The sequence below is a fragment of the Pararhodonellum marinum genome, from assembly GCF_015354735.1.
GTDB lineage: Bacteria > Bacteroidota > Bacteroidia > Cytophagales > Cyclobacteriaceae > Pararhodonellum > Pararhodonellum marinum.
The window spans coordinates 589,106-613,252 of record NZ_JACEFJ010000001.1 but is presented as its reverse complement, the minus strand read 5'-3'; the positions used below and the strand labels follow the sequence as shown (position 1 = coordinate 613,252).

At 43.5% G+C, this 24,147-nt stretch carries 19 protein-coding genes; 8 read left to right on the top strand and 11 right to left on the bottom strand.

Annotated elements, in window-relative coordinates:
* Positions 1–17 precede the first annotated feature (17 nt).
* Both H1A14_RS02625 and H1A14_RS02620 read left to right on the top strand, forming a co-directional pair.
* Positions 18–1,013, top strand: coding sequence for a gliding motility protein GldB-related protein (locus tag H1A14_RS02625; RefSeq protein WP_194774632.1), 996 nt, complete (start codon positions 18–20; stop codon positions 1,011–1,013).
* Between the two features lie 280 nt (positions 1,014–1,293).
* A complete protein-coding gene (locus H1A14_RS02620) occupies positions 1,294–1,917 on the top strand; it encodes a hypothetical protein (protein ID WP_194774631.1) in 624 nt (207 codons plus the stop codon).
* Positions 1,918–2,369: 452 nt separating this feature from the next.
* On the opposite strand, the gene H1A14_RS02615 is transcribed toward H1A14_RS02620, so the two are convergent.
* The 8 genes from H1A14_RS02615 to H1A14_RS02580 form a co-directional block, all read right to left on the bottom strand.
* The gene (locus H1A14_RS02615) at positions 2,370–2,801 is read right to left on the bottom strand and encodes a type II toxin-antitoxin system VapC family toxin (protein ID WP_194774630.1); all 432 of its coding nucleotides are present in this window, start codon (positions 2,799–2,801) and stop codon (positions 2,370–2,372) included.
* A complete protein-coding gene (locus tag H1A14_RS02610; RefSeq protein ID WP_194774629.1) occupies positions 2,791–3,045 on the bottom strand; it encodes a DUF6364 family protein in 255 nt (84 codons plus the stop codon). The genes H1A14_RS02615 and H1A14_RS02610 overlap by 11 nt, the downstream gene beginning before the upstream one ends.
* 247 nt (positions 3,046–3,292) lie before the next feature.
* The gene (locus tag H1A14_RS02605; RefSeq protein ID WP_194774628.1) at positions 3,293–4,138 is read right to left on the bottom strand and encodes an endonuclease/exonuclease/phosphatase family protein; all 846 of its coding nucleotides are present in this window, start codon (positions 4,136–4,138) and stop codon (positions 3,293–3,295) included.
* Positions 4,139–4,183: 45 nt separating this feature from the next.
* Positions 4,184–5,782 carry a glucoamylase family protein gene (locus H1A14_RS02600; RefSeq protein ID WP_228527513.1) on the bottom strand — a complete coding sequence of 533 codons (1,599 nt, stop codon included), beginning with the start codon at positions 5,780–5,782 and terminating at the stop codon, positions 4,184–4,186.
* 154 nt (positions 5,783–5,936) lie between these two features.
* Entirely contained in the window at positions 5,937–7,421 is a 1,485-nt protein-coding gene (locus H1A14_RS02595) for a RagB/SusD family nutrient uptake outer membrane protein (protein WP_194774627.1), read from the bottom strand.
* 18 nt (positions 7,422–7,439) lie between these two features.
* Complete coding sequence (locus tag H1A14_RS02590; protein WP_194774626.1) at positions 7,440–10,469, bottom strand: SusC/RagA family TonB-linked outer membrane protein; 3,030 nt, start codon at positions 10,467–10,469, stop codon at positions 7,440–7,442.
* 275 nt (positions 10,470–10,744) lie between these two features.
* The gene (locus H1A14_RS02585) at positions 10,745–12,625 is read right to left on the bottom strand and encodes a 7TM diverse intracellular signaling domain-containing protein (protein WP_194774625.1); all 1,881 of its coding nucleotides are present in this window, start codon (positions 12,623–12,625) and stop codon (positions 10,745–10,747) included.
* 264 nt (positions 12,626–12,889) lie between these two features.
* Positions 12,890–13,267 carry a VOC family protein gene (locus H1A14_RS02580; RefSeq protein WP_194774624.1) on the bottom strand — a complete coding sequence of 126 codons (378 nt, stop codon included), beginning with the start codon at positions 13,265–13,267 and terminating at the stop codon, positions 12,890–12,892.
* A gap of 432 nt (positions 13,268–13,699) precedes the next feature.
* Here H1A14_RS02580 and H1A14_RS02575 point away from each other — a divergent pair, with 432 nt between their 5' ends.
* Together H1A14_RS02575 and H1A14_RS02570 are read left to right on the top strand one after the other, a co-directional pair.
* Positions 13,700–14,161: a DUF1905 domain-containing protein gene (locus H1A14_RS02575; RefSeq protein ID WP_194774623.1), complete on the top strand. Its 462-nt coding sequence runs from the start codon at positions 13,700–13,702 to the stop codon at positions 14,159–14,161.
* Positions 14,162–14,339: 178 nt separating this feature from the next.
* Complete coding sequence (locus tag H1A14_RS02570; protein ID WP_194774622.1) at positions 14,340–15,566, top strand: BamA/TamA family outer membrane protein; 1,227 nt, start codon at positions 14,340–14,342, stop codon at positions 15,564–15,566.
* Positions 15,567–15,578: 12 nt separating this feature from the next.
* On the opposite strand, the gene H1A14_RS02565 is transcribed toward H1A14_RS02570, so the two are convergent.
* The gene (locus H1A14_RS02565) at positions 15,579–16,970 is read right to left on the bottom strand and encodes an MATE family efflux transporter (RefSeq protein WP_194774621.1); all 1,392 of its coding nucleotides are present in this window, start codon (positions 16,968–16,970) and stop codon (positions 15,579–15,581) included.
* A gap of 627 nt (positions 16,971–17,597) precedes the next feature.
* Here H1A14_RS02565 and H1A14_RS02560 point away from each other — a divergent pair.
* Positions 17,598–18,431: a fumarylacetoacetate hydrolase family protein gene (locus H1A14_RS02560; protein WP_194774620.1), complete on the top strand. Its 834-nt coding sequence runs from the start codon at positions 17,598–17,600 to the stop codon at positions 18,429–18,431.
* Between the two features lie 161 nt (positions 18,432–18,592).
* Here the strand turns inward: H1A14_RS02560 and H1A14_RS02555 are convergent, their stop codons facing one another.
* Entirely contained in the window at positions 18,593–18,757 is a 165-nt protein-coding gene (locus tag H1A14_RS02555; protein ID WP_194774619.1) for a DUF1328 domain-containing protein, read from the bottom strand.
* Between the two features lie 202 nt (positions 18,758–18,959).
* On the bottom strand, positions 18,960–19,565 hold the full coding sequence (locus H1A14_RS02550; RefSeq protein ID WP_194774618.1) for an alpha-ketoglutarate-dependent dioxygenase AlkB family protein: 606 nt from the start codon (positions 19,563–19,565) through the stop codon (positions 18,960–18,962).
* A 726-nt stretch (positions 19,566–20,291) separates the two neighbouring features.
* Here H1A14_RS02550 and H1A14_RS02545 point away from each other — a divergent pair.
* The 3 genes from H1A14_RS02545 to H1A14_RS02535 all read left to right on the top strand — a co-directional run bounded on the left by H1A14_RS02545 (position 20,292) and on the right by H1A14_RS02535 (position 24,089).
* Positions 20,292–21,932: an acetolactate synthase large subunit gene (locus tag H1A14_RS02545; protein WP_194774617.1), complete on the top strand. Its 1,641-nt coding sequence runs from the start codon at positions 20,292–20,294 to the stop codon at positions 21,930–21,932.
* Entirely contained in the window at positions 21,929–23,329 is a 1,401-nt protein-coding gene (locus tag H1A14_RS02540) for an aldehyde dehydrogenase family protein (protein ID WP_194774616.1), read from the top strand. Before H1A14_RS02545 ends, H1A14_RS02540 begins: the two co-directional genes overlap by 4 nt.
* Before the next feature lie 478 nt (positions 23,330–23,807).
* A complete protein-coding gene (locus H1A14_RS02535) occupies positions 23,808–24,089 on the top strand; it encodes a GNAT family N-acetyltransferase (RefSeq protein WP_194774615.1) in 282 nt (93 codons plus the stop codon).
* The last annotated feature ends 58 nt before the right edge of the window (positions 24,090–24,147 follow it).

Here is a 24,147-nt window from a genome sequence, read left to right as displayed (position 1 = left end):
GCTTTTTCGAATTTTTAATGGAAAAAAATAAGTGGGTTCTATCTGTTTTAGACCTTATCAAAATTCTTTGCATTCCTTTGCTGGCTCTTTGCCTGGGAATGGATCCGGTATATGGGCAGCATGAAGCTCCAAGGATCTACACTGAAGATATTATTCGCTTCTGGGAGGCCTATGATGCCCTGGAAGAGGCCGCTTCTACTGAAGATAGCATCAGGCTGATTCAGACCCTGTATTTAGATCAGGCCAGTGAAGGATTCCGGCGCTTTATCAAAGCCCGAGAACTCACTGCCGAAAAATACGTCCAACAAATAGCCCATGCCCCTAAATTCTGGGAATCAGTGCGGGAAAAAACCCTTGACATCAAAACCTATATTCCGGCCATTGAAGAGCAGTACGTTCAATTCCGCTCGGCTTTAAAAGGATTCAAAAATCCGCCCATTTGTTTTGCCATTGGGGTATTGTCCACCGGGGGAACGGTACAAAAAGGCTGGCTGCTGATCGGAACAGAAATGGTGGTGGCAGACAGCACGGTGCATAAAGAAGAACTAAACTCGTGGTTGAAAGCGGTATTGCCTGACCATGCCCAAGTACTGGAATTTACAGCCCATGAACTTGTCCATACCCAACAGCGATTTGGCATGGGGGCCATGTGGGGGCACCTCAATCACCGGCTTTTGAGCATGAGCATCCATGAGGGGGCCGCAGATTTTCTGACCCAGAAAGTGACAGGGGCCACCATCAACAAAAGCATGTATGCTTATGGATATGAAAATGAGGAGGCATTATGGAAAGAATTTTCCCAAGAAATGTATGGCAAGGACTTTAGCAATTGGTTATACAACGGCACCGGCTCTACGGATAGGCCTGCCGACTTGGGCTATTTTATGGGATATCGGATCTGTGAAAGCTATTATGAAAATGCCAAAAACAAGGAAAAAGCCCTGAACAAGATCCTAAAAACCAATCGCTACCGCAGGTTTTTGAAAAAAAGCGGGTACATGGAAAAATTCTAATAACGAATTTGGTTTTCAGCTTGCTTGCCAGTAAGGTACAATCCACGATTAAAGGTGACTGATGACCGAAGAAGGGTGTTGCGGCGATCTTAACATTTAACCCTGGTTTTTATTGATTAGGCATGTGGCTAACCTAAAGATGCACAAACAATTGACCGGATTTTTCTGTTAATATTAGCATTTTGGAAGTTGAAAAGAACTCTGAAAAATAGATGAAAGAAGTAAGATTTCTGATTGAAATTTTGTTTTTGTAAATTGAGGCAATGAAAAAAAGCTATCCGTGAAACACAAAATCTTTTCTGTCGTGGCATTTGGCCTCTTTATGGGGCTTTTACCTATCTCTTGTACAGATTTGTGCAATGGGCCCTGTGGTTGCAATCCCGTTTTCACCACTCCAGAAATGAGTGTGAGGGGTTTTTCATCAGAGACCCTTTTCCGAACCGATAACAATGAACCCATCAATCCAAGCCTTTTTTACCACTTCAATGCTCTTTACAAGGCCTTTTGGGTTTCGGATACAGAGTTGCTTTCCCAAACCACTTCTGAAGGAAATGGTCCTTGGTTTACTCAAAAAGCGGTAGCTTGCAGTGTATTGGAGGCCCATTCCAAGGAGACGCTCCAATCATTGAGGGTCATCAACAAAAGAGTAACCCAGCTTCCGGGCGAAACCCTCATTATGGATCAGGACATCACCAACAAATTTTTTATCACAGAAACCTTTCAGGTTGAGTATGAGATCAGTGATTTTCTGAAAACATCGAAAAACTTTTTCAGGGATGAAAATCTCTACCTTAAATTCAGGACACCACCTCAGGGAGAAACAGAACTTCTTTTTGTCATTGAAATCGAATTGAGCGACGGGGAAATGTTTACCCTGGACAATGAGACGATGCGGATTAAGTGAAAAGTCAGCTAGATGTACTTATGCGATGTGCAGTACCTTTAATTATGTCTACTTAATTGCTCTCAACTAAATTTTCTTTACTCTACAAAGGTTTCTTTTATCATCAGACCTTGTCATCTACTAATACAAGATCTATTTCTCCCTCTTTTCTACCTTCTTTCTAAGACGCTCAATAATTTTTTCTGTAGGAATAAGTTTGTGTGATTTCATGATACATTCATAATTGTGTAAAATGGTAAAAATAAGCACAATTAAAACCATCTATATTGACAAAATATGAATATTAAGGAATTAATGCTGATTCTTTCAGTTAATTTTAAGGTTCTGTTTTTTGAGGAAGTAAAACGGTCGTACCGGAAGGTAGGATGGACTCAAAAAGGCTAAATTTTGATTTGATGCAATAAGTAAAAAAACTGAACTTGAATTTTTTACCACTCAACATCAAATGCAAGTTAACTCTCGTTTTTCGCTTTCAAATTCAGGAAATTCAAAGGTGTCAATACTGCAATTGATGCGTTTTTATAATCTTTGACGTTTCTTGTTATAATAGCATTTACATCTTTAATTTTTAAAGCAGTTGAATACTGAACTGAATCCTCAAAATCCGTGAAATCGTATTTTAGCGCTTGCATGATTTCTTCTTTTGTAGTTCCAACAATTTCAGTCATTTCAATAAGGATTTCAATAACCTCAATTGTTCTTTTGTGTCCTAAAAACCTCCTGACAATGTAGTAAATGTTATTAATGCTAACGGCTGATAAGTAAATCTTTACTTTTCCCTGTTCATTAAGTTCAAAAAGTTCACTTGCAGGATTTGCATGAGGTTCTCTGTCCGTAAAAAAATCTATAACCACATCAGAGTCAACAAAAAGTTTATATTCCATATTTTTTTAAAAGTTCTTCGGTTAAGATTTGATTGAAATCAACATTATCTTCCGCTTTAATTATTCCCCTCAATTTTCGAACTTTTGGAGAAAGTTGCTTTTCTTTAATTTTTGTCCTGTCAGCCGTTAAAAATTTGAAATAATTTTCAACCATTTCTGATAGGCTTTGTCCCTTTTCCTTTGCGTATTTTTTAGCAATCTCTATAATCTCCTTTTCTATTGTTAAAGTCAATTTTGTATTCATTTTCATTGCATTTTTTAATAAAGATACGTGTTAATAATCAATTTATCAACACGTGTTTGAAATAAGATCTGATGTATTTTAGCCAAGCGCTGTGACGTGGATTCAGCAACTCATATAGCAAACAATATCTAGACCTGAGGAAAATCCGTGACGATTTTCAGAGTAGGTCAGAATGAGTCATTGATTAAATCTGTTGTTGCAAATATTCCTAAGTGTGGCATATTACAGGTTAAAAAATTGTCAATGATTATGGCTTTATTTCCAGATCCACCAAAACCGGAAAATGATCCGAGGGATACTTTTTACCGTAATGATCAGACAAAACCCCGTAGCGCTTCACCTCAAATTCCGGTGAAACAAAAACATAATCTATCCTCCGGTCCGGCATCATTTCCCAGTCAAAAGCATTAAACGTTCCAGAAGGGCCATAAGGTGGGATTTTACTTTTATTTTTGGTATCGATCAGCCATTTGGAATCCATGACGGCGGCATAAGCCGGGTTATCATCCTCCACATTGAAGTCTCCCATCAAAATGGTGGGAACACGTTCTATATTCAGTTCATTGATTTTACGGACAATCAATTTGCTGCTTTCTTCCCTCGCCTGTTGCCCCACATGGTCAAAGTGGACATTGAACACATAAAACATCGCTTCTCCTTTTTGGAATTTTCCCCAGGTACAGATCCTGTTGAGGGCGGCATCCCAGCCTTTGGAAGGTTTCTCCGGGGTTTCCGAAAGCCAGAAATTTCCTTCTTCCAACAAAGTAAACTGCTCAGGGTCATAAAAGATGGCTGAGAACTCCCCTTCTTCACCCCCTTGGTCCCGTCCTACGCCTATGTAAGGAAACCCGAGGGCCTCTTCCATGTCTTTCAACTGATGACTGAGTCCTTCCTGTGTGCCAAACAATCCGATTTGATGAAATCGGATTAGATTGATCAGGTGGGAAGACCGGTCCTTCCACAGGTTTCCGTCATCCCCCGGATTGTCAAATCGGATGTTGTAAGTGGCTACAACCATTTTTTCCTGAGCCATGGCTCCCGAAGGATTAAAGCAAGCCAGAAAAAGAAAAACAAGCAGTACAGCGTATCTCATTTGGTTCAATTTTAAGACTCAAGCTATTGAATTTTGACAGTAATTTCAATCAAAATAGGGACTTTCGAAGCCCAGTTTTTTCAGTCCTTCCTGGATTTCAGGGGCACCCATCAATAAATCCCACCCTAAGCCCGTTCTGTGGTTTTCGATCATGGCCACTGTGGGCCCCTGATCAATGGCCAGGTAGCGCTGCGGGTACCAGTTTTCCTCCGGACTCAGTGCATCATAAAACCCATACACCCCAAAAGTTTTCTTTCCGTAGTTGTAATATAGGTTTTTGATAACGTCCATGGACTTTTCTGGGGTATAGGGTATGGATGAAAGGGCTGCAGTGGGTGAGATGACACCTATATCACTTCCTGGTTTATGGGCCATGTAGCCTCTTGTCGAATAGCTGGCTGTCAACCCCCAAAGATCCTCCCCGTAACCCTTGAAATCGCCTTCGTTTTTCACACACCATGCCCTATTGACTAAAGTATGGTTGGTATTGTGTTCCCAGTAGTCTGCATACCTGTCCTTCAAGCCTTTGGGACTTAGCCCGATATAGGAATAGTGGGCCCAGAAAAGCGGACCTCCCATTTCTTCAGCCCCGTTGTGTTTAAGGGCGAGTGGATAGCCGAAAGGTTCCGCCTCACTTTTGATTCCTCCACTCCTCGCCCAACCTTTGTGGTAGGGTGTTTCATTTATCCCGTGGGTGGGTGAGGATGTGGCCAGAACATAGGTTATCAGGCATTCATCATACCCCCTTATTGGGAAGTTCATGACCCACTCTTTATCTGGAGACCAATGCCAAAAAAGGGCATCCTGCCCTCCTTGGGTGTACCAGTCCCACTCCATTTCTTTCCAGAGTTGATCGATTTTCTGTGCCAAATCCTGCTCACTTTCATCTCCGCTTTTGTAATATTCCCTTACCGCTAGCAATCCCTGCATCAAGAAGGCGGATTCCACCAGGTCCCCCCCATTGTCATTGGTACCAAAAGGCTTCACTTTGCCGGTTTCCCCGTTCAGCCAATGGGGCCATACGCCATGAAACCGATCTGCTGTTGCCAAAAAATCGGCCATTCTGTGGAACCTATCCAGCCCCTCCTTTTTAGTAATCCATCCTCTGTCAATTCCTGCCAATAATCCAAAAATACCAAAACCTGTGCCGCCAGTAGTGACGATATGAAAATCATCTTCCGGATAATCCCCATCCAGGTGAATCCGTTCCCGGGCCATGCCTGAATTGGGTTCGGCTCCTTCCCAAAAGTACCTGAAAGTATAGTACTGAACCATGTCAAGCAATTCCTCATCGGAAAAATGTCTTGTGGAAACCTCCGCTTCACCAAGCTCGAAGGCCTCTCCTGCGGCGTTGACCCCTTGGAGTTTGTACCTGAGGTTGAGACCTTCACCCAGATCATTGACAAAATCCATGAAGATGGTGTCTTCCAAACTGGCCCTCTCCGAAAACTGCCTTCCATCGGAACTTGCCAGGATAAGATAAGATGCGGCCTCCGCATCCGGATTCCATTTCAATTCCACATGGCGATCAAAGCCTTTGGCTTTGAGTTTGCCATCATAGTTCTTTTGGGTTTGTCCACAGCTCATCAGAAGCAAAATCGTCAAAAAATGTACATAGGTGTTACACTTTGCAAAGCATCTCATTTCGGTGTTTGGGTTTAAGGTTAGGATGCATTTTTTAGGGTCAATTCAGCTGACAACCCTAAAGTAGGAATTAATTTTATTCGTCGGAAAGTAGAAACTAGGAGTTTCAAAGATCCGGGTCAGTGCGCTAGTAAATGAACTGACCCGGTTTGGTTTAATAATTGGGATTCTGTGTGATTGCCCCGCCACTGATGTCAATTTCTGCTTGGGGTATGGGAAATACCTCATGCTTACCGGGAACCCAAGTGATGCCGAGGTCGGCAAATACCTGCTGGGCCTGACCGGTGCGCACGAGATCAAAATAACGGTGCTGTTCCATGGCGAGCTCCACCCTGCGCTCCTGATAGATGGCATTCCGAAGATTACTTTGATCGGTGGTGGTCACATCTGGAAGAATGCTGGAATCTCCACCTCTAGCCCGCTCTCTGACTTGGTTGAGATAATTCAAAGCTTGCGTACTGTTGCCAATTTCATTGGCTGCTTCAGCCGCAATCAAAAGAACATCCGCATAGCGCAGTAACCTGATGTTGGCACCGCTGTTGCCAAATCCCCCGGGAGGAATTTGTGGCACCCAGGCTTTTTTGCTGAACCTGGCATCAGGACCCATGTTGGGATCAGCCATCACGACCTGCCCAGTTGGAAGGGTTTGTCCGTTGAAAATGATGGTTGCATCTCTTCTTGGATCACCCGGTTCATAAGCATTTACCAGATCGTCCGACGGGCTGTTAAATCCCCATCCATTGTTGGGATTGCCACGGATGCCTTGAACCTCGTTGAATTGATGGCCTCCGCCTCCCTGTTCCAAAGCTACCGCTGAGACTTCAAAAAGACTTTCCGAAGAATGTTCTCCTTCCTCTCTGAACAAAGCCTCATAATCTCCAAACAAGGCATATTCTCCTGAATTGATTACTTCCTGGGCTTGGTTGAAGGCATTCTGGAAATCATCCCTGAACAAATAAACTTTGGCCAAAAGACCTTGAGCGGCACCGCTCGTCGCTCTACCCAATTCCGTATCCGGATATTCCGATTTTGCAGGTAAATTCTGCACTGCAAATTCCAGGTCCGCCACAATAAAGTCATAGATCTGTTCCTGAGGCAACCTAGGCTGGAAATATTCATTTGGCTGCAGGGGTCGATCTACAAGAGGAAGATCTCCGTAAGCCCGGACCAGAAAAAAGTAAAAATAAGCCCGGAGAAAGCGGGCCTCGCCGATTACCCTTTGTTTTAAATCCTCGTCCATATCAATATCAGGGACATTGGTAATGACCTGATTGGCCCTGAAAATGCCTTGGAAATATCCGCCCCAAACCCCTACTACCGCATTATTGCCCGCATCGAAGGTGAAATCATTGATGTCCTGTAAAAAAGCGGCATCTCCGGGAACGGATCCTTTGTCGGCATCATCAGATGCAATGTCGGTCAGCCCAATGTAGGAAAAGACATGGACATTGAAACTCCTGAGATGACTGTAAATTCCATTGGTGGCTTCCACCGCCTGTGTTCCATTCTGGAAAAAACTGTCTATCGTCAATTCTGCTTTGGGGGATTTGTCCAAAAACTCATCCGAACAGCTACTCACGAAGAAGCAGCTACAAACCAGACAAAAACTGAGCAAATTATACATTTTATGATTTTTCATTTTCTTGACGTTTTGGATTTAGAAATTGGCACTGATTCCTAGGTTAAAAGTTCTTGCAAGCGGGTAAATGGCCGAATCAAATCCGGTACCCAACACATTACCACCACCAATTTCAGGTGTGTAACCGGTAAACTTGGTGAGCGTAAACACATTGGTTCCTGAAAGGTATACCCTGAAATTATTTACCTTAAACCTGGACAACATGCCCCGCGGAAAGGAGTAACCTACTTGAACATTCCTCAACCTTAAAAAGGATCCATCCTCAATAAAGCGGTCCGAAACCTCGTAGTTGTGTCCACCATTGGTAATCCTGGGCTCCGTATTGCTGGTGCCTTCACCAGTCCATCGATCCAGGAAGCTGGTTTCGAAATTGTAGGTATTAAATCTCACCTGCTTTTTGGCATTGTAAATCTTGTTGCCATAGGTACCGTTGAAATCCGCCCTCATATCGAAACCTTTGACCTCAAAACCAAGGTTGAAGCCGAAAATCAGGCTTGGAATCGGACTCCCTAGAATTACCCGGTCATTGGTATTCACTACACCGTCACCATTGGTATCCACAAAAATCAAATCTCCAGGCACTTCAGGACCACGAGTTGGGGAGGCTTCGATTTGCGCTTGGTTTTGGAAAATACCGGCTGTTTGGTAGCCAAAAAAGTGACCGATAGATTCACCTACGATGGTCCTCGAACCCAATAAGCCTCCCACGCCAACGGCACCGGCAAAAATCGCTTCATTACCTTCACCAAGGTCCAACACCCGGTTATTGACTGTTGATGCCACAATACCAAAATTATAACTTACTTCACCCACCCGGTCTCGCCAATCCAGTGTGATGTCAAAGCCTTTGTTTTCCACACTTGCAGCATTTACCACCGGGAAATTGGAAGCTCCTACATAGGCGGGAATCGGCACACCGACCAAGATGTCATTGGTTCTCCGGTAGTAGTAATCCACCTCTGCCCGAAGTTTGTCTTCAAACATACCAAGCTCAATTCCGATACCCGACTGAACCGTCTCTTCCCATTGGATAAATGGGTTGGCCAGCCTTGTGATGGCAGCCCCATAGATCAAGGATTCATTTACACCAAACACCGCATTGGTATTGCCAGTAACCACAGGCCGTCCTTCATATTCTCCGATCTTGTCGTTTCCGATGATTCCCCAGCTTGCTCGCAATTTCAGATCACTCAGAACATTTTGGTCTCGAAGAAAACCTTCTTCTATAATTCTCCAGCCTGCTGCCAAAGAAGGAAAGGTTCCATACCTGTTTTCCCTCCCGAACCTGGAAGACCCGTCCCTTCGGACAGTACCGGTGAACAGGTACTTGTCATTGAACACATAATTTACCCTAAACAGGTAAGAGGCCATGGACCAGTCTCTGGCAAAATTGGCATTGGTCTGGGTGGTCAATTCCCCGGCATTGAGGTACCAGAGGGCAGGGTCCTCTCCGGGGAGATTCCTTCTGCCTCCTTCAAGTTGTTCGAAAACAAACTCCTGGGAGGTAAATCCCGCCAAAACATCCAATCGATGTTTATCCCACTGATTACTATAATTCACCGTATTTTCCCATAGCCAATTGCGGGTTTGGGAATTTACTCTTGAGATGCTGTTTTCTATCACCTGCTGCTGTGGGGATACGAAAAACACAGGAGTGAACACCCTGCTGTCATTGAATCCCAGATCTACACCATAACTGGACCTGAAGGTAAAATGCTCAAGGAAATCCACATCCACAAAGAAATTTCCTACCGCTCTGTAAGCGTTGTTATCATTGTTGGCGTTGAATTCAAATTGAGCGGCGGGATTGCCCACTGGGCTGGTATTGGTGAATGACCCGTCGGGATTTTGGGGAGTAAAAATTGGAAAGGCCCTGTATGCATTTGCAACTACCCCTCCCGGCTCATTTTGGGAATTGCTATAAATCAGCGAGAAATTATGCCCAAATTTGATGGCTTCAGAGGCCCTATACTGATTGTTGAACCTCAAGGTCAAACGTTCAAATTCTGATTCCCTGATCACCCCTTGTTGGTTAAAGTAATTCATGGAAATATTGAAGGAGGTATTGGTCGTACCGCCTGAAGCGGCCAAGTTGACACTGTTTATGGGAGCAGTCCTAAAGATCACATCCTGCCAATCTGTACCGACACCGAATTCACTCGGATTGTAAAGAGGTTCATTGCCCACATTTTGTTCCAGTTCATTCGCCAGTTCGGCGAACTGCCGGGCATTGACGAGGCTGATGCGGTCAGGCACATCCTGTATACCCGAATAAGCATCAACGCTGAAAGTGGTTTTTCCTTCAAATGAACCCTGTTTGGTCGTGACGATCACTACACCATTGGCACCCCGTGAGCCATAGATGGCGGTAGCTGAAGCGTCTTTCAACACTTCCATGGATTCCACATCGTTGGGATTGATAAAATCAATGTCATCCAGCAACATGCCGTCTACTACAAAAAGCGGATTGGCATTATTGAGTGTTCCGACACCCCGAATCCGAATGGTCGTTCCTTCACCGGGCCGCCCAGAAGCGGAAGTTACCTGAACCCCACTTACCCTTCCCTGTAAGGATTGGGTCACATTCGCAACAGGAAGCCGGACAATTTCCTCTGTTTTGATACTGGAAATCGCACCCGTCAGATCACTCTTACGCTGTGTACCATAGCCCACCACGACAACCTCATCGAGTGAGCGGGTATCTTCCTCCAGGACGATGGACACATTGGTTCGGCCGTTGAGTGGAATGGTTTGTGAACTGAATCCTATAAAAGACACCGTGATGCTGACATCGGCAGAGGAGACATCAAATGAAAAATCTCCATCTAAGTCAGTCACTGTCCCGTTGGTGGTTCCAGCTTCTATGACATTTACTCCGGGTATAGGATCTCCCGAAGCATCTACTATATTACCTGTGATGGTAACACTTTGGCCATAGGAAAGGGTACTGTTCAGCAACAGGGAAAAGAAAAAAACGTGAATCCACCTGGGTTTAAACAGTAGCCCCGCACGAAACCAAACTTGATTTTTTGGTAGAATTTTTAACATGGTTATGAATTTAGGGTTTAAATAAATGTTGATTTTCAAACGTTTGAACCAATTTTCAAAATCTCAAAGAAATGTAAGTAATTCATCAAAAAATAGGTTAAAAACAACTATAAATAGATTAAAATTAAATTTAAAACAGATATTAAATAACGATTAATATCACGCTTTAATACCTTTCTAAAGTTGGATTAGAGAACGATAGACTGATCTTTGAGACCATAAATAACCCATGAATACCAATGCGAAAAATAGCTGTTTCTTGCAAGTCAAAAATGTCAATTCAACAAACCAGTCTTGTGCTTTTCTTCATCCAATAAATCCCTCCATCGGAAAGTGCTTTCTTCTGTCCATGACAATACTTTTTTCTTAAAACTCCAAACGGTGTTTTTTCTCATGTCCAATTGTCCTGCAAGTTCATCCAAAGTGAGTTTTTCTACGGGATTCAAAACCGAATAAGCGATGAAAAAAGCTTTTTCCAAGGGAAACCTTACCCCATGAAAAATGGTGCCGGCTGTTACTGATTCAATATAGGCGCATTTAGAACACTTTTTGGTAAACAGCTTGGGCCCATCTGATGATTTGGTATTGCCACACTGCCGACATTGGAATTTCCGCTCTTTCCACTTATAAGCCTCCAGGTATCGCAGGCATGCCGAGGCCTCAGGAAAAATGCTTTTGAACTCCTCATAAGAAAGTTGCTTGTTGTCCAGTCTCATTTTGATCGACTCCCTTACTTTGCCTTTCAATCGCCAGTTGTCCTGATCCAGAATGGCATTCATGCGCTTGATTTCTTCATCTTTTTCCAAAATCCGCGCATTGGTGATCTCCAGTTCCTGGTTTTTATGCTCGAGTTCCCGGGTTCTTTCTTTGACTTTGGCCTCAAGTTCCCGGTTGACCTTATCTTTTAAGGCATTGTTGGCTTCCATCTGTCGCAGCGTTTTTCTCATGGCCATGTCCCGGTATTCCTTCATGATCCTGAAGCGGTCTCCCAAAGCCATGGTAAGCAGGATCATTTCAAGTAGAAATGCCAAGTGAAGGCTATAATAGCCCAAGGTGGAATGATCTATGATAGATGTACTGACCAAAACTTTGATCAAAATGCCCACAAACAATACCCCATAAGCCACCACAAAGAATCGAGCCACTTTATAGCCTTTGAGCAAGATGAATATGCTTGTAATGAAAACACACACAAAAGGCAGAATATCAAAATAACTGATTTCAAAAAAGAGTTTGTCAATCAGAAGTCCCATTCCTAATACCAACACATTCAACCCTAAAATGACCTGAAGGATCCGGTGAGCATACCGGGCCCTGTTTTTGGTGTTAAGAAACCTGATGGAAAACAGCACGGCCCACAGGACAATGGAAAACCGGAAAAATCCATTGGCAATCTGATTGAATTCAGGGAAATTGGGCCAAATGTACTGGAAACCTATCCCATCCAAACATAGGGCATAAGCAGCCACACTCAAAAGATAGAGGATGTAATAGATGTACTTGATTTCTCTTATGGCCAAAAAAACCAAAAGGTTGTAAATACAAATGATGGCAATCATGCCATAGAAAATCCCGTAGAGAAAATACTCATTCAGGGCATAAAAAAGAAATCGGTTCACAGACCTGACGGCTATCCTGATATCCGCTTTTTGGTCAGATCGTATTCGGAAATAGTAATTGACAATACCCTCCCTGTCATTTTTCAACAACATTTCGAAATTTTTATGCTTAAAATCCCTGGTATTGAATGGGAGGGCATCTCCAAAACGCCTATGGTCATACAGACCGCCTTCGAGGGGAAGATAAGCCTCCAAGTCATCGATGGTCTGATCATAAAATTCAATCAGCCAGCTTTTTTTGGAAGCTGGGTTCAGCTTTACGGAAAGTTTGACCCAATAAGTATGTTCGGTATTGAAACTGTTCTTGTTGTTGGAAGGTCTTATCTTGAAGTGCTGCTGAAATTTGGGATCCATGATCTGATGAAACTCCAAGGTATTGGTGGTGTCTTCAAAAAACTCCAATTGGTCAATGGAATAGATTCTTTCCTCCAACTGATCATCAATCTGAAGGGTGAAATTTCCGGATATACTTTGGCCAAAACCCTGAAATGAAATGAGGATTAGGAGCCATAAAAAGAAGAAAATTTTTCCATTCATAGCTCCAAGTTCAGGATTTTTTTTCCTGAACAAAAGCAATATTACGTAAACATCAAAAATCCTTGAAGAATGGATGTTTTTGCATATATTTTTGTCTTTTTAAATATTTTTTAGGACTTCATTATAAAAAAACCAGTCAAATAAGATTTTTTCACTACAAAAAAAATTTCAGCTGAATTTAAAATTGGCCCATTTAAATTAATCCTTTTGCATACCTGAAACTTACTCCTCTTTACCTGATTATCAATTCCCAAAAACTGGTCCCTATCGGAATTCATCCCTGGCAAAATGCGGATTGTAAATCAAGCCGATCACATTGCCCCATGGGTCTTTGACTGTGGCCACCTCTATTTCTCCGCCTACATTGGATGGAGGTTTTCGGGGAGTGGCCCCGTTTCTGATCATGTGGATGTAGACCCGCTGAATGTCATCCACACCCCAGTAGGTGAGGACATTTTCACCTCTTTCCACAGGTTCCTCTTCCGGCAAAAGTCCCAATTCATAGCCCCGGATATTGAATCCCACATAAAATGGTTCATCAAAATAGGGCTGGGTTTCGAAGAGGGTGGCATACCACTGTTTGGCTTGTCCCAAATCCGGTACCATGTAAATGGTGGTTCTTAATCCTAGATATAGACTCATTTCATTTAAGTTTAGTGAAAACTGTTGTTTTTTTCCTCCGGATAGAAGATATCCCGCTAATGGAAGTTTAGTGATTAAAAGGAATAGTTGATCAGGTAAAGTTTTTTTTCCTGATTCTCATTCCAAAAGACAATTTCGACAATTTTAGGCATTTGCCCTAAGTTTATTTCAGTCCAATACTTTCCAAGAAAAGAATTCAGCCCTGCATATGGGGGGGGGATTTGGATGAAAGCAATTTACTGCCAAAGTCAATTGAATCATGTAAACGAAGATACATAAGCATTTCCGTTTCATAGTGCCACCATTTTATGGCACATTTAAAAGAGATTCCAGACACTGATATCCCCGCAAACTTTTTCATCCCTTCACCTTTACTTTGCTTCATTTTGATGTTTTTTTCTCTAATTTTAGATAGAGAAGTCAAATTCAATCATGGAAAAAAGTACTTTGATAGATCAATCTTATTGTTTGGAAAAGTTCCCCGGTAAAGGGGGATGGACTTATGCCCTGATTCCGCAAATCCCTCAGGAAAAGCGCTTTCCCTTCGGTTGGTTGAGGGTAAATGGAACGATAGATGAATTCCCCTTGGCGCATTACAAACTAATGCCCTTTGGCAATGGACAGCTGTTTCTTCCTGTCAAAGCTGCTATCCGTAAATTCATTAAAAAAGAAGCTGGTGACTGGGTACATATACGCCTTTTTGCAGATGAAGGCCCAAAGGGCATTCCGGAGGATATACTATCTTGTCTTAAGGAGGCACCAAAAGCTTACCATAATTTCATAAACCTACCAGATTGGGAACAAAAACTCCACATTGATAGCATGTATGATGCAAAAATGGACCATACCCAAGTCAACCGGCTGGTTCTTCTGATCAAAAAACTGGATTTTTAGATCATAACTTACATCTTCACTTTAATTGACTTCCCCCATTTAAGATTATCTCATTATCTTTTCCTTTCTCAGAACAATTGCCTTATTATTTACTTAAACGTAAAAGTAAATTTGTGTTTTTTGCCACAATACTTCCATGATTAATCCTTAATTTTATTATTATCATCATTTCAAATTTATGAGGGTTTTACCTTTCAAATCCGCCTATACACTGTTTTTGGCCTTAATGGTTTTATCAGGAAATCTGCATGCACAGATGGACAGCACCCTCTCAGCCCAAACCGAGCCTACAAGAAAACTTTCCATTATTCCCTTGCCGGTCATCTCCTCCAATCCCACTTCAGGTCTGATTTTAGGAGTTGCTCCTTCTTTTAATTGGTTTGCCGGCGATCCTTCGACTACCAGCATGTCTACCGCTTTGGGCATGGCTTTGGTGACCACCAAAAGACAGCTTTTTACGTCCATGCGTTCCAATGCCTATTTGAAAGATGATGCATGGGTTATCCTGACTGACATCCGCTTCAACATCAACAATCAGCCCACCTACGGGCTAGGCACCAAATTATTTGCAAGAGAACATCAGATTCCAGGACCCTTGGAATCTGCAGATTTGGTCAAAGAAATGATTTATTTCAACCATTTCAGGTTTTATGGGACAGCTTTAAAAAGGCATCAAAAAACAAGGTTTTTTTACAGGCTAGGATATCATTTTGACGCAATTTATAGCATAGAGGATGAAGAATTGGATCTGGAAAGCAATCCCCAGCAACTCACCTTCCACCACCAATACCAGACACTCAAAGGACTGCCTTTGGAGGCCTACAGACAGTCGGGCATTTCCATGAACCTACTTTTTGACAGCAGAGACAATGTGGCCAATCCTTACGATGGACAGTTTATGTTGCTCTCTTGGCGGGTGTCGCCTGAAGCGCTGGGAAGCACAGTCTCCGGAAGTCAGTTGTGGGTGGAATATCGGAATTACTTTACCTTAAACAGAGAAAGGCCAAGAAACTTACTGGCTTTTTGGACCTATGGATGGACGGTGACTGGGGGTGATCTGCCCTACATGTTTTTGCCAGCTTTGGGATGGGATATGTTTAGCCGCTCAGGTCGACCTTACACTTTTGGTAGATTTAGAGGTGAAGACCTGGTATATGGAGAACTGGAATGGAGATTTCCGCTTCAGCAACGTAAAGACCGATTTGGCGGTGTCATTTTTGTCAACACCACCTCAGCGAGTAGCCGAACAGAGGATGTGGCCCTTTTCAGTCAATTCCAGCTGGGCTATGGACTGGGCATCAGGTACATGGTCTTAAAGAAAAAAAGGGTCAATATAGGATTGGATTATGGCTGGGGGACAAGGGGGGCTTCGGGCATTTTCCTTAATGTCAATGAAATGTTTTGACCGGAATAATGCTTAGACCTTGACCACTTTCCAGGTGCCTTTTCTGAAAAACCAAAGGGCAATCATGGCATGTAAGGAATGGCAAAAAGCGATGCTGATGAAAATGCCCACCACCTCAAGCTGGAATACAATGGCCAGCACATAAGCCATGGGAATCTCTATGAACCAAAATACGCCTACATTGATATAGGCTGGAGTTTTGGTATCACCGGCTCCATTGAAAGCCTGAACCATGACCATGCCCACTGCATAGAAAATATAGCCCAGCACCGTGATTTTTAACCCTTTGGAAGCAATGGCAATTACTTCCGCTTGTTGGGTAAAAATGCTGACCAACCAATCCCCGAAAATTAGATAAAGCAAGGTCACCACTGCTAGAAAGAAAAAATTATACCTCGCCGTTAAATAGGCGGAAAGTTCTGCTCTAAAATACTTGTGGGCTCCCAAATTCTGTCCTACCAAAGTGGCCGCGGCCGCAGAAAGTCCCCAGGCAGGCATCAGACTGAACAAAAGTATTCTGAAAGCAATGGTATATCCCGCCACTGCAGCGCTACCGAATTCAGCGGCAATACGCGTCAGGATGATCCACGCTGCTGAATCGATCAGAAACTGTCCCATCCCACCGGCTGATATGGAAATGATTTTTCTTAAAGTAGTCAACTTGATCTTCAGGTTGTCCCGAAGAATCACTAAGCGGTGTTGGCCATTTAACAAGTGGTACAATTGATAAATCACCCCTATACTTCTACCTATTGTGGTAGCCCAAGCGGCTCCTACGAGTCCCAAGCCTTCAAAACTTCCCAATCCAAAAATCAAAATGGGATCAAGAATGATGTTCAGCCCGTTGGCAAGCCATAGGGTGCGCATGGCCAAGTGGGGTTGGCCGGCCCCACGGAAGGCCCCATTGATCAAGAACAGCAACATTATGGCTGTATTTCCCGCAAAAATGATCCTTGTGTAAGCGGTTCCTGTGGCAATGACTTCTTCTTCTGCGCCCATCAAAAGAAGGACATCTGCTGCAAAAATATAACCTAGTATCCCCATCAGAAAAGAGGCTATCGTCCCAACCAGCAGCAATTGAAAAGCCACAGTACCCGCTTTCTTGTATTCCTTCTCACCAAATCGCCTGGCTACCAAAGCCGTTGCAGCCATGCTTACCCCCACTCCTACCGAATAAATAATGGTAAGAATGGCCTCTGTCAGTCCCACGGTGGCTATGGCATGCTCCCCAAGTCTGCCCACAAAAAAAATATCCACCACTGCAAACAGGGATTCCATCACCATCTCCAAAATCATGGGTACGGCCAAAAGGAAAATTCCGGTTTTGATCCCGATTTTGGTATAATCCTGCTCCACCCCTTTGAGGGCATCTCTCAACAACCCAAATCGATTTGGTGATTTCATAACAAATCAAAAGTTTGAATAGGGAATTCCTGGAAAATAAGAATCGGCAAAGTTAGTTTAATGTCAGAGATTCTGAGCAAAAATCCGCCAAATTCGTCACTCATTTTTTGATAATCGAAAATCAAAAAGGTATCAGAATGGTAAAAACCGCGAAGGGTTCACCCTTTAAACAAAGACTTTTTCTACTCAAGACATGGGACATGCATAAAAACCGTCAATACCTGCTCGATGGTTTTCTCTATTGTGACAACAAACCGGAACGGATTTTTTTTACCACTCATCAAAAATTTGATGAACTAAATTCAATTTAATTAAGACAGCCCTTGAAAGAATGAGAAGAAATCATTTTACTTCCATCAGAATCCCTTTAAATAAATTTCTACACTCACCAAAATAAATTATATTATTGATTATCAACACATTAATCGAATTTCTTTCTTAAAATACATGTTAGGATTGTATCCATTAATTCATAGGCGAAAGTTTCACAAAAATTTACTTTTTGTTTCAATAAGCGTCAAAATGCCTTTTATCCATTTGATCTAAAGAGATTCGGGGAGGCTATCCGTAAGGTACATGTTCTTCTATACAGAAATTCTTTTTAAATTGAACACAAAACCTATTAATATGAAGATCTACAATAGCCCTGAAGGCATCATCATCGGAAATTCCAACAAATTTTATTTGCTCGGAAAACTGGATTGGGATGAGTTTGTCAATCAACCTAACCTTCACCAAAAAATCAAAGAAAAAATTGCCTCAATCAGCCCGAAAGCATGGGATGAGAGCAAAGCGATGATTCCGATCGGAACCCAGGAAATCTGGGCCGCAGGCGTTACTTACATGAGAAGTAGAGAAGCCAGAATGGAAGAATCAAAGGAAAGTGGCGCAGATGTATTCTATTCAAAAGTGTATGAAGCGGAGCGGCCTGAATTATTTTTCAAATCCACCCCTTACCGGGCTTCAGGTCCTGGAGATCCTGTTTACATCAGGAGAGATTCCCAATGGAATGTACCCGAGCCGGAATTGACCCTTTTTGTCAATAAAGATGGAGACATTGTCGGTTATACCGTGGGAAATGACATGAGCTCCAGAGATATTGAAGGGGAAAATCCCCTTTATCTTCCCCAAGCCAAATGCTATGATAGGGCAGCTGCCATCGGACCTTGTCTTTGGGTACCGGAGCAACCAATTGACCCGGACACCTTGATAGAAATGGCCATCAGAAGAAATGGCGCCAAAGTTTTCGAGGGTCAAATATCCATCAACCAAATGAAAAGAAAACACAAGGAACTCGTGGGATTTTTGACCAGAGAAATGAGTTTTCCAAAAGGCGTTTATTTGATGACAGGTACCTGTTTGGTTCCGGGAGATGATTTTACCTTGGCTGAGGGAGATGAAATAGACATCACCATAGAACCCATCGGCACGCTGACCAATCCGGTAACTTTCAAGAATTGATCTATTGTAATAAGCAATCCAACATCAATAGACCTCATTAAGAAAAATCAAAAATAAGGGGAGAAGATGTGGCTATCTTCTCCCCTTTTATTTTTAACAGATTCGCTGGATTCAGCACAGTGGATAGGTGAAATCTTGGTGTCCACCTCATTTTCACAAGGCTAAAATCCATTAACCAAGCCAATGATTAAGCTGATAACAAGCAGAACCAAGAAAATATAGAATATGATCTTGGCGATAGATGCCAATCCAGAAGCTAGTCCGGTAAAACCTAAAATTGCGGCAATAAATGCCACAACCAATGTTACAATTACGAAAGTCAACATGTTAGTTTAGATTAAGGTTGTTTTAAATAGGATAAAATCAATATATTATTGCTATAAATTTACAAAATTCATTTAAAACATAATAAGTATTAGATGATTATTTTATGAATGGTGGTTGATGGTATGCATAAATCAGCTTTTTATACCAAAAACAACTCAGAATACTACCATTCAGCGAAATCTATTATTTTATTTTTGCTATTTATCGAATTACACGAAAAGTCAAATTGATCCTTTCCCCTAACTTTTGGCGGGTTTTGGGCACTTGGTGTTCCCAATGGTGCTGTGTGGCACCTGCCATCAATAAAAAACTGCCGTGTTGCAGGTCCAAGGTCACTTTCGTTCTTTTGTCCCGGTAATGGCGGAAGTGAAATTTTCTCTTGGCCCCAAAGCTAATCGAACCGATCACCGGATTGGGGCCCAGTTCCTTTTCATTGTCCCTGTGCCAGCCCATGCTGTCCTGACCGTGTCGGTAGTAATTTAGCAATACATGGGTAAAATCTACCTTGGCTACCTGCTCTATGCGGTTTTTGATATTGTTCAATGCTTCGTTGAATGGTTGGGCCTGCATGCGAATTCCTGAATAGCTGTAAGGAATCTCTGGGTTTCCGTACAGGGCTGTCAACCGCGGTTGCAACACTTCCTTACCAAAAATCTTGATGGGCTCCTGTTTCCAATGGATGTTTTCTTTAAGGTTTTGGAAAAAATATTGGCTTTTTTCAGGATCGAAAAAATCGGGAAAGTAGTATGCTTCACCTTCATAGGGCAAAAGGTTTTCCGGCGTTTTATGAATTGAGATTTGAGTCATGGGTTTTTACAGAATCACCAACCAATAATTAAAGTCATTTTGATTAAAATGGTTTAGAGAACATCGAGGGTCACAAGCTATCAATGACAAACCGTACTATTGCGTCATGCTGAGCCTGCCGAAGCCCACCTTTCGGTCGGGCAGGCATCTATACGAAAATACGAAGACCTGCCGCTCCGAATGAACGAAGACCCTTCGGCAGGCTCCCACCTCAGGCGGCAGGCTGGGTGACGGTAACAATTGGCTTTGTTTCTCTCCGAAAGAACGAAGACCCTTCGGCAGGCTCCCACCTCAGGCGGGCAGGCAGGGTGACGGTAACAATTACGTTAATTCTCTCCGAAAATACGAAGACTCATCAACAAGTTCCAAATACTAACCGTACTATTGCGTCATGCTGAGCCTGCCGAAGCCCACCTTTCGGTCGGGCAGGCATCTATGCGAAAAAACGAAGTCCTGCCGCTCCGAAAGAACGAAGACCCTTCGGCAGGCTCCCACCTCAGGCGGGCAGGCAGGGTGAAGGTAACAATTACGTTTGTGCGCTCCGAAAGATCGAAGACCCTTCGGCAGGCTCCCACCTCAGGCGGGCAGGCAGGGTGACGGTAATAATTGCGTTTCATCTTTCCGAAATACGAACTGGACATAAAAAGCCCAAAACAGGAAATCAATTCCTGAAAATTGTGGTTATAAGAGAGATCGAATTTTTGTACCAACCTAACCACACACCGAATGAAAGCATCTGACTTATTTATCAAGGCCCTCGAAAATGAGGGCGTGGAATATATTTTTGGCGTTCCAGGGGAAGAAAACCTTGATTTTTTGGAATCCCTGAAAGATTCCTCCATCAAACTCATCATCACAAGACATGAACAAGGGGCAGGTTTTATGGCCGCCACCTACGGCAGATTGACCGGCAATCCAGGGGTCTGCCTGTCCACTTTGGGCCCCGGGGCTACCAACCTGGTTACTCCGGCGGCTTATGCCCAACTCGGGGCTATGCCCATGCTGATGATTACGGGACAGAAACCCATCAAAAAAAGCAAACAGGCAAGGTTTCAGATCATTGACACCGTGGACATGATGCGGCCCATCACCAAATACACCAAGCAGATTGTCAACAGCAACAACATCGCTTCGCAAGTCAGGGAGGCTTTCCGGTTGGCGATAGAGGAAAGGCCGGGTGCCGTACACCTTGAGTTGCCCGAGGACATTGCCCAGGAAGACTGTGATCCGGATGTATTTGAAGTAGTGGGACACATCGTTCCAAAACCTGACGACACTGCCATAGATAAGGCGGTGGAAATGATTCATCAAGCCAAAATGCCCCTGATTCTGATCGGGGCAGGAGCCAATAGAAAAGTCATCTGTGATGCTTTGAAAGAATTGGTAAACCAAACAGGCATCTACTTCTTTACCACCCAAATGGGCAAAGGGGTGATCGATGAAAGACATGCCAAATACCTGGGCACCGCTGCCCTTTCCAGCAACGACTTCCTCCATGCAGCGATTGATGAATCCGATCTCATCATCAATGTGGGCCATGACGTGATCGAAAAGCCGCCTTTCTTTATGAAAAAAGGAGGAAAAAAGGTGATCCATGTCAATTTTTCCCCTGCAGAAGTGGATCCGGTTTATTTCCCCCAACTCAACGTGGTGGGCGACATCACCCATTCCATCCTCAAACTGACCCGAAAAATCAAACCCCAAAGTGACTGGAATTTTGATTTCTTCGAAAAAGTCAAGCAGGAAGTGGCGGGACATCTCAGAAAATATTTTGAAGACACCCGCTTTCCCATGCTGCCGCAGCGCGTGGTCCACCTGCTGCGCAAGAATCTGGGTGACAAAGATGTGATTACACTTGACAATGGAATCTACAAAATCTGGTTTGCCCGAAATTACACCTGCTATCAGCCAAAGACTCTGCTGCTCGACAATGCCCTGGCCAGCATGGGCGCAGGATTGCCCTCCGCCATGGCCGTCAATCTGCTGTATCCTGACCGCAAAGTGGTCGCAGTGGTAGGTGATGGAGGATTTATGATGAATTCTCAGGAACTGGAAACAGCCGTTAGGCTTAAAATGAACTTGACAGTGATCATCCTCAATGACAATGCCTACGGCATGATCAAATGGAAGCAGGAAGACATGGGCTTTGCGGACTTCGGGCTGGACTACAGCAACCCGGATTTTGTGATGTATGCCCAAAGCTACGGGGCACAGGGACACCGACCGGAAAATGATGCTGACTTCCAAAAAATTCTGGGCCACTGTCTGGAAACTTCCGGGGTGCATGTGATTGACCTTCCGGTGGATTACTCCTTGAACCACCCCATTTTGAATGTCATGTTAAAAGAAAAATCAAAAAAACTATGAGTAAAGCAAGCCAACTAAAAGTATATAGCCCCTACGACCAAAGTCTGATCAAGGAAATTCCCATGGTCGGGAATAAAGAGATTGAAAAAGCGTTGAAAACAGCGTATGACCTATTTTTAGATCAAGACAACTGGCTCCCCTCCCATCAACGCATCGCCATACTCAAAAAGGCCGTCGAGCTGATGGAGGATAAAGTGGAAGAACTGACCAAAACCGCAGCACAAGAAGGTGGTAAACCCTATCAGGATTCCAAGGTAGAGGTCATGAGAGCCATCAACGGTGTACAGATCGCCGCCGAAGAAATCGGCAGACTAGTCGGCAAACAAATCCCCATGGGACTGACGGAGGCTTCAGTCAATCGGATTGCATTCACCATCAGAGAACCAATCGGAGTGGTTGTATCATTGTCTGCTTTCAACCATCCCCTAAACCTGATCATTCACCAAACCGTGACCGCATTTGCGGCTGGCTGTCCTGTCATCGTGAAACCCGCCTCCAATACCCCACTCTCCTGTCTTGCCTTTATGGAAATCCTAAAGGAAGCAGGCGTACCTAATGGCTGGGTACAATCGGTCATCTGTGGCAATGAGGAAGCAGAGAAGTTGGCAACCGATAAAAGGGTCAATTACCTTTCCTTTATCGGTTCGGCCAAAGTGGGCTGGTACCTCAAATCCCAACTTGCTCCCGGAACCCGGTGTGCATTGGAGCATGGAGGGGCAGCCCCGGTCATCGTAGAAGACGATGCAGATATGGAAGCCATGTTGCCTTTGCTGGTAAAGGGAGGCTTCTACCATGCCGGGCAGGTGTGCGTCTCGGTACAAAAGATTTTTGCCGCAGAAAGTGTGGCCAAAAAACTGGCTGATCGGATCGCAGAAAAAGCCAAAAAACTGGTGGTGGGTGATCCTTTGGACAAAAAAACCGAGGTGGGGCCCTTGATTTCGCCCAATGAAGTGGACCGCATCCATAAATGGGTGCAGGAAGCGGAAGAAAAAGGGGCCAAAATCCTATGTGGGGGAAAGAAAATCTCCGATACCTGTTATGAACCTACTGTGCTCTGGAATCCTCCTCAAGATGTGAAGGTTTCCAAAGAGGAGATTTTTGGACCTGTGGTATGTGTGTATTCCTATTCGGACCGACAGGAAGCCATCAAATTGGCCAACGCTTTGGAATACCACTTTCAGGCGGCCGTCTTTACTCAAGACCTTGATGTGGCTATGGATACGGTCAAGAAGCTCAATGCCACTGCCGTGATGGTCAATGACCATACCGCTTTCCGGGTGGATTGGATGCCTTTTGGTGGGCGGGACGCTTCAGGGGAAGGCTTGGGAGGGATCCCCTATTCCATGCATGAAATGACCCGGGATAAACTGATGGTGATCAAAAGCAGGTTTTTGTAGGATCTTTTTGAAGTATAATGAATATTTGACATCAATGTTCGATTTGCTTGAAGGCGAGATTGATATTAAATGGATACTGGGATATTTTGTGGATATTAGGCTATGGCCTGATCCTATATTTACCAGATCAAATACTTGTAGGTGTGGGATTTCGGATAGAAAACCCAATCCGCTTGAAATTAAATAAACATGGAATAAAGGGATCCGGATTTAGGAAAGCCCTCTCATTCCATGTTTTCTTTTTTAGTCTCAGAGTTCTTTCCGAATAAGGGAAATTTTAGTAGAGGTAATTTGATCAATAAATAGCTTCAAGCGACCATTTTTAAATTTTGCTCCTCATCTACGGCAAAAACCAGACAAGAAAACCCATATCTAAAAAGAGGTTCGGTTATTTTTTGTATAAAAAATTTAGCATTAAGCAATATTTTTCCTAGTTTCTAAGCTGAAACTTTAATTCTGGAAATTAGTAGGGGAAACCATGGAAATAATACGCAAAGAAAATGGCAGCAAAGGACAATTTCAAGCCTTGAAATCAGGGCTAGAAGTTGGTTTGATGACCTATTCCGTAGCTGGAAAAGACAAAATCATCATTGACCATACCGAGGTATCTCCCTCAGAAAAAGGGAATGGTGTGGGTCAAGCCTTGGTGATGGAAGCCGTAAAGTATGCCCGCCACACAAAAATCATGATCTTACCCCTCTGCCCTTTTGCCAGAAGTGTCTTCGCCAAAAACAAAGAAATTCGGGATGTTTTGGTTTAATTGACCTGGTCTAAAAGGGAAGTTTGCAACCAGCAAGTCAATATCCTAGAAATCCATA

What these genes read in the sequence shown, in the direction of transcription:
- H1A14_RS02625 (WP_194774632.1), top strand. Translation starts at nt 18, where the DNA reads ATGGAAAAAAATAAGTGGGTTCTATCTGTTTTAGACCTTATCAAAATT.
- H1A14_RS02615 (WP_194774630.1), bottom strand. Translation starts at nt 2,801, where the DNA reads ATGGAATATAAACTTTTTGTTGACTCTGATGTGGTTATAGATTTTTTT.
- H1A14_RS02610 (WP_194774629.1), bottom strand. Translation starts at nt 3,045, where the DNA reads ATGAATACAAAATTGACTTTAACAATAGAAAAGGAGATTATAGAGATT.
- H1A14_RS02605 (WP_194774628.1), bottom strand. Translation starts at nt 4,138, where the DNA reads ATGAGATACGCTGTACTGCTTGTTTTTCTTTTTCTGGCTTGCTTTAAT.
- H1A14_RS02600 (WP_228527513.1), bottom strand. Translation starts at nt 5,782, where the DNA reads ATGAGATGCTTTGCAAAGTGTAACACCTATGTACATTTTTTGACGATT.
- H1A14_RS02595 (WP_194774627.1), bottom strand. Translation starts at nt 7,421, where the DNA reads ATGAAAAATCATAAAATGTATAATTTGCTCAGTTTTTGTCTGGTTTGT.
- H1A14_RS02590 (WP_194774626.1), bottom strand. Translation starts at nt 10,469, where the DNA reads ATGTTAAAAATTCTACCAAAAAATCAAGTTTGGTTTCGTGCGGGGCTA.
- H1A14_RS02585 (WP_194774625.1), bottom strand. Translation starts at nt 12,625, where the DNA reads ATGAATGGAAAAATTTTCTTCTTTTTATGGCTCCTAATCCTCATTTCA.
- H1A14_RS02580 (WP_194774624.1), bottom strand. Translation starts at nt 13,267, where the DNA reads ATGAGTCTATATCTAGGATTAAGAACCACCATTTACATGGTACCGGAT.
- H1A14_RS02575 (WP_194774623.1), top strand. Translation starts at nt 13,700, where the DNA reads ATGGAAAAAAGTACTTTGATAGATCAATCTTATTGTTTGGAAAAGTTC.
- H1A14_RS02570 (WP_194774622.1), top strand. Translation starts at nt 14,340, where the DNA reads ATGAGGGTTTTACCTTTCAAATCCGCCTATACACTGTTTTTGGCCTTA.
- H1A14_RS02565 (WP_194774621.1), bottom strand. Translation starts at nt 16,970, where the DNA reads ATGAAATCACCAAATCGATTTGGGTTGTTGAGAGATGCCCTCAAAGGG.
- H1A14_RS02560 (WP_194774620.1), top strand. Translation starts at nt 17,598, where the DNA reads ATGAAGATCTACAATAGCCCTGAAGGCATCATCATCGGAAATTCCAAC.
- H1A14_RS02555 (WP_194774619.1), bottom strand. Translation starts at nt 18,757, where the DNA reads ATGTTGACTTTCGTAATTGTAACATTGGTTGTGGCATTTATTGCCGCA.
- H1A14_RS02550 (WP_194774618.1), bottom strand. Translation starts at nt 19,565, where the DNA reads ATGACTCAAATCTCAATTCATAAAACGCCGGAAAACCTTTTGCCCTAT.
- H1A14_RS02545 (WP_194774617.1), top strand. Translation starts at nt 20,292, where the DNA reads ATGAAAGCATCTGACTTATTTATCAAGGCCCTCGAAAATGAGGGCGTG.
- H1A14_RS02540 (WP_194774616.1), top strand. Translation starts at nt 21,929, where the DNA reads ATGAGTAAAGCAAGCCAACTAAAAGTATATAGCCCCTACGACCAAAGT.
- H1A14_RS02535 (WP_194774615.1), top strand. Translation starts at nt 23,808, where the DNA reads ATGGAAATAATACGCAAAGAAAATGGCAGCAAAGGACAATTTCAAGCC.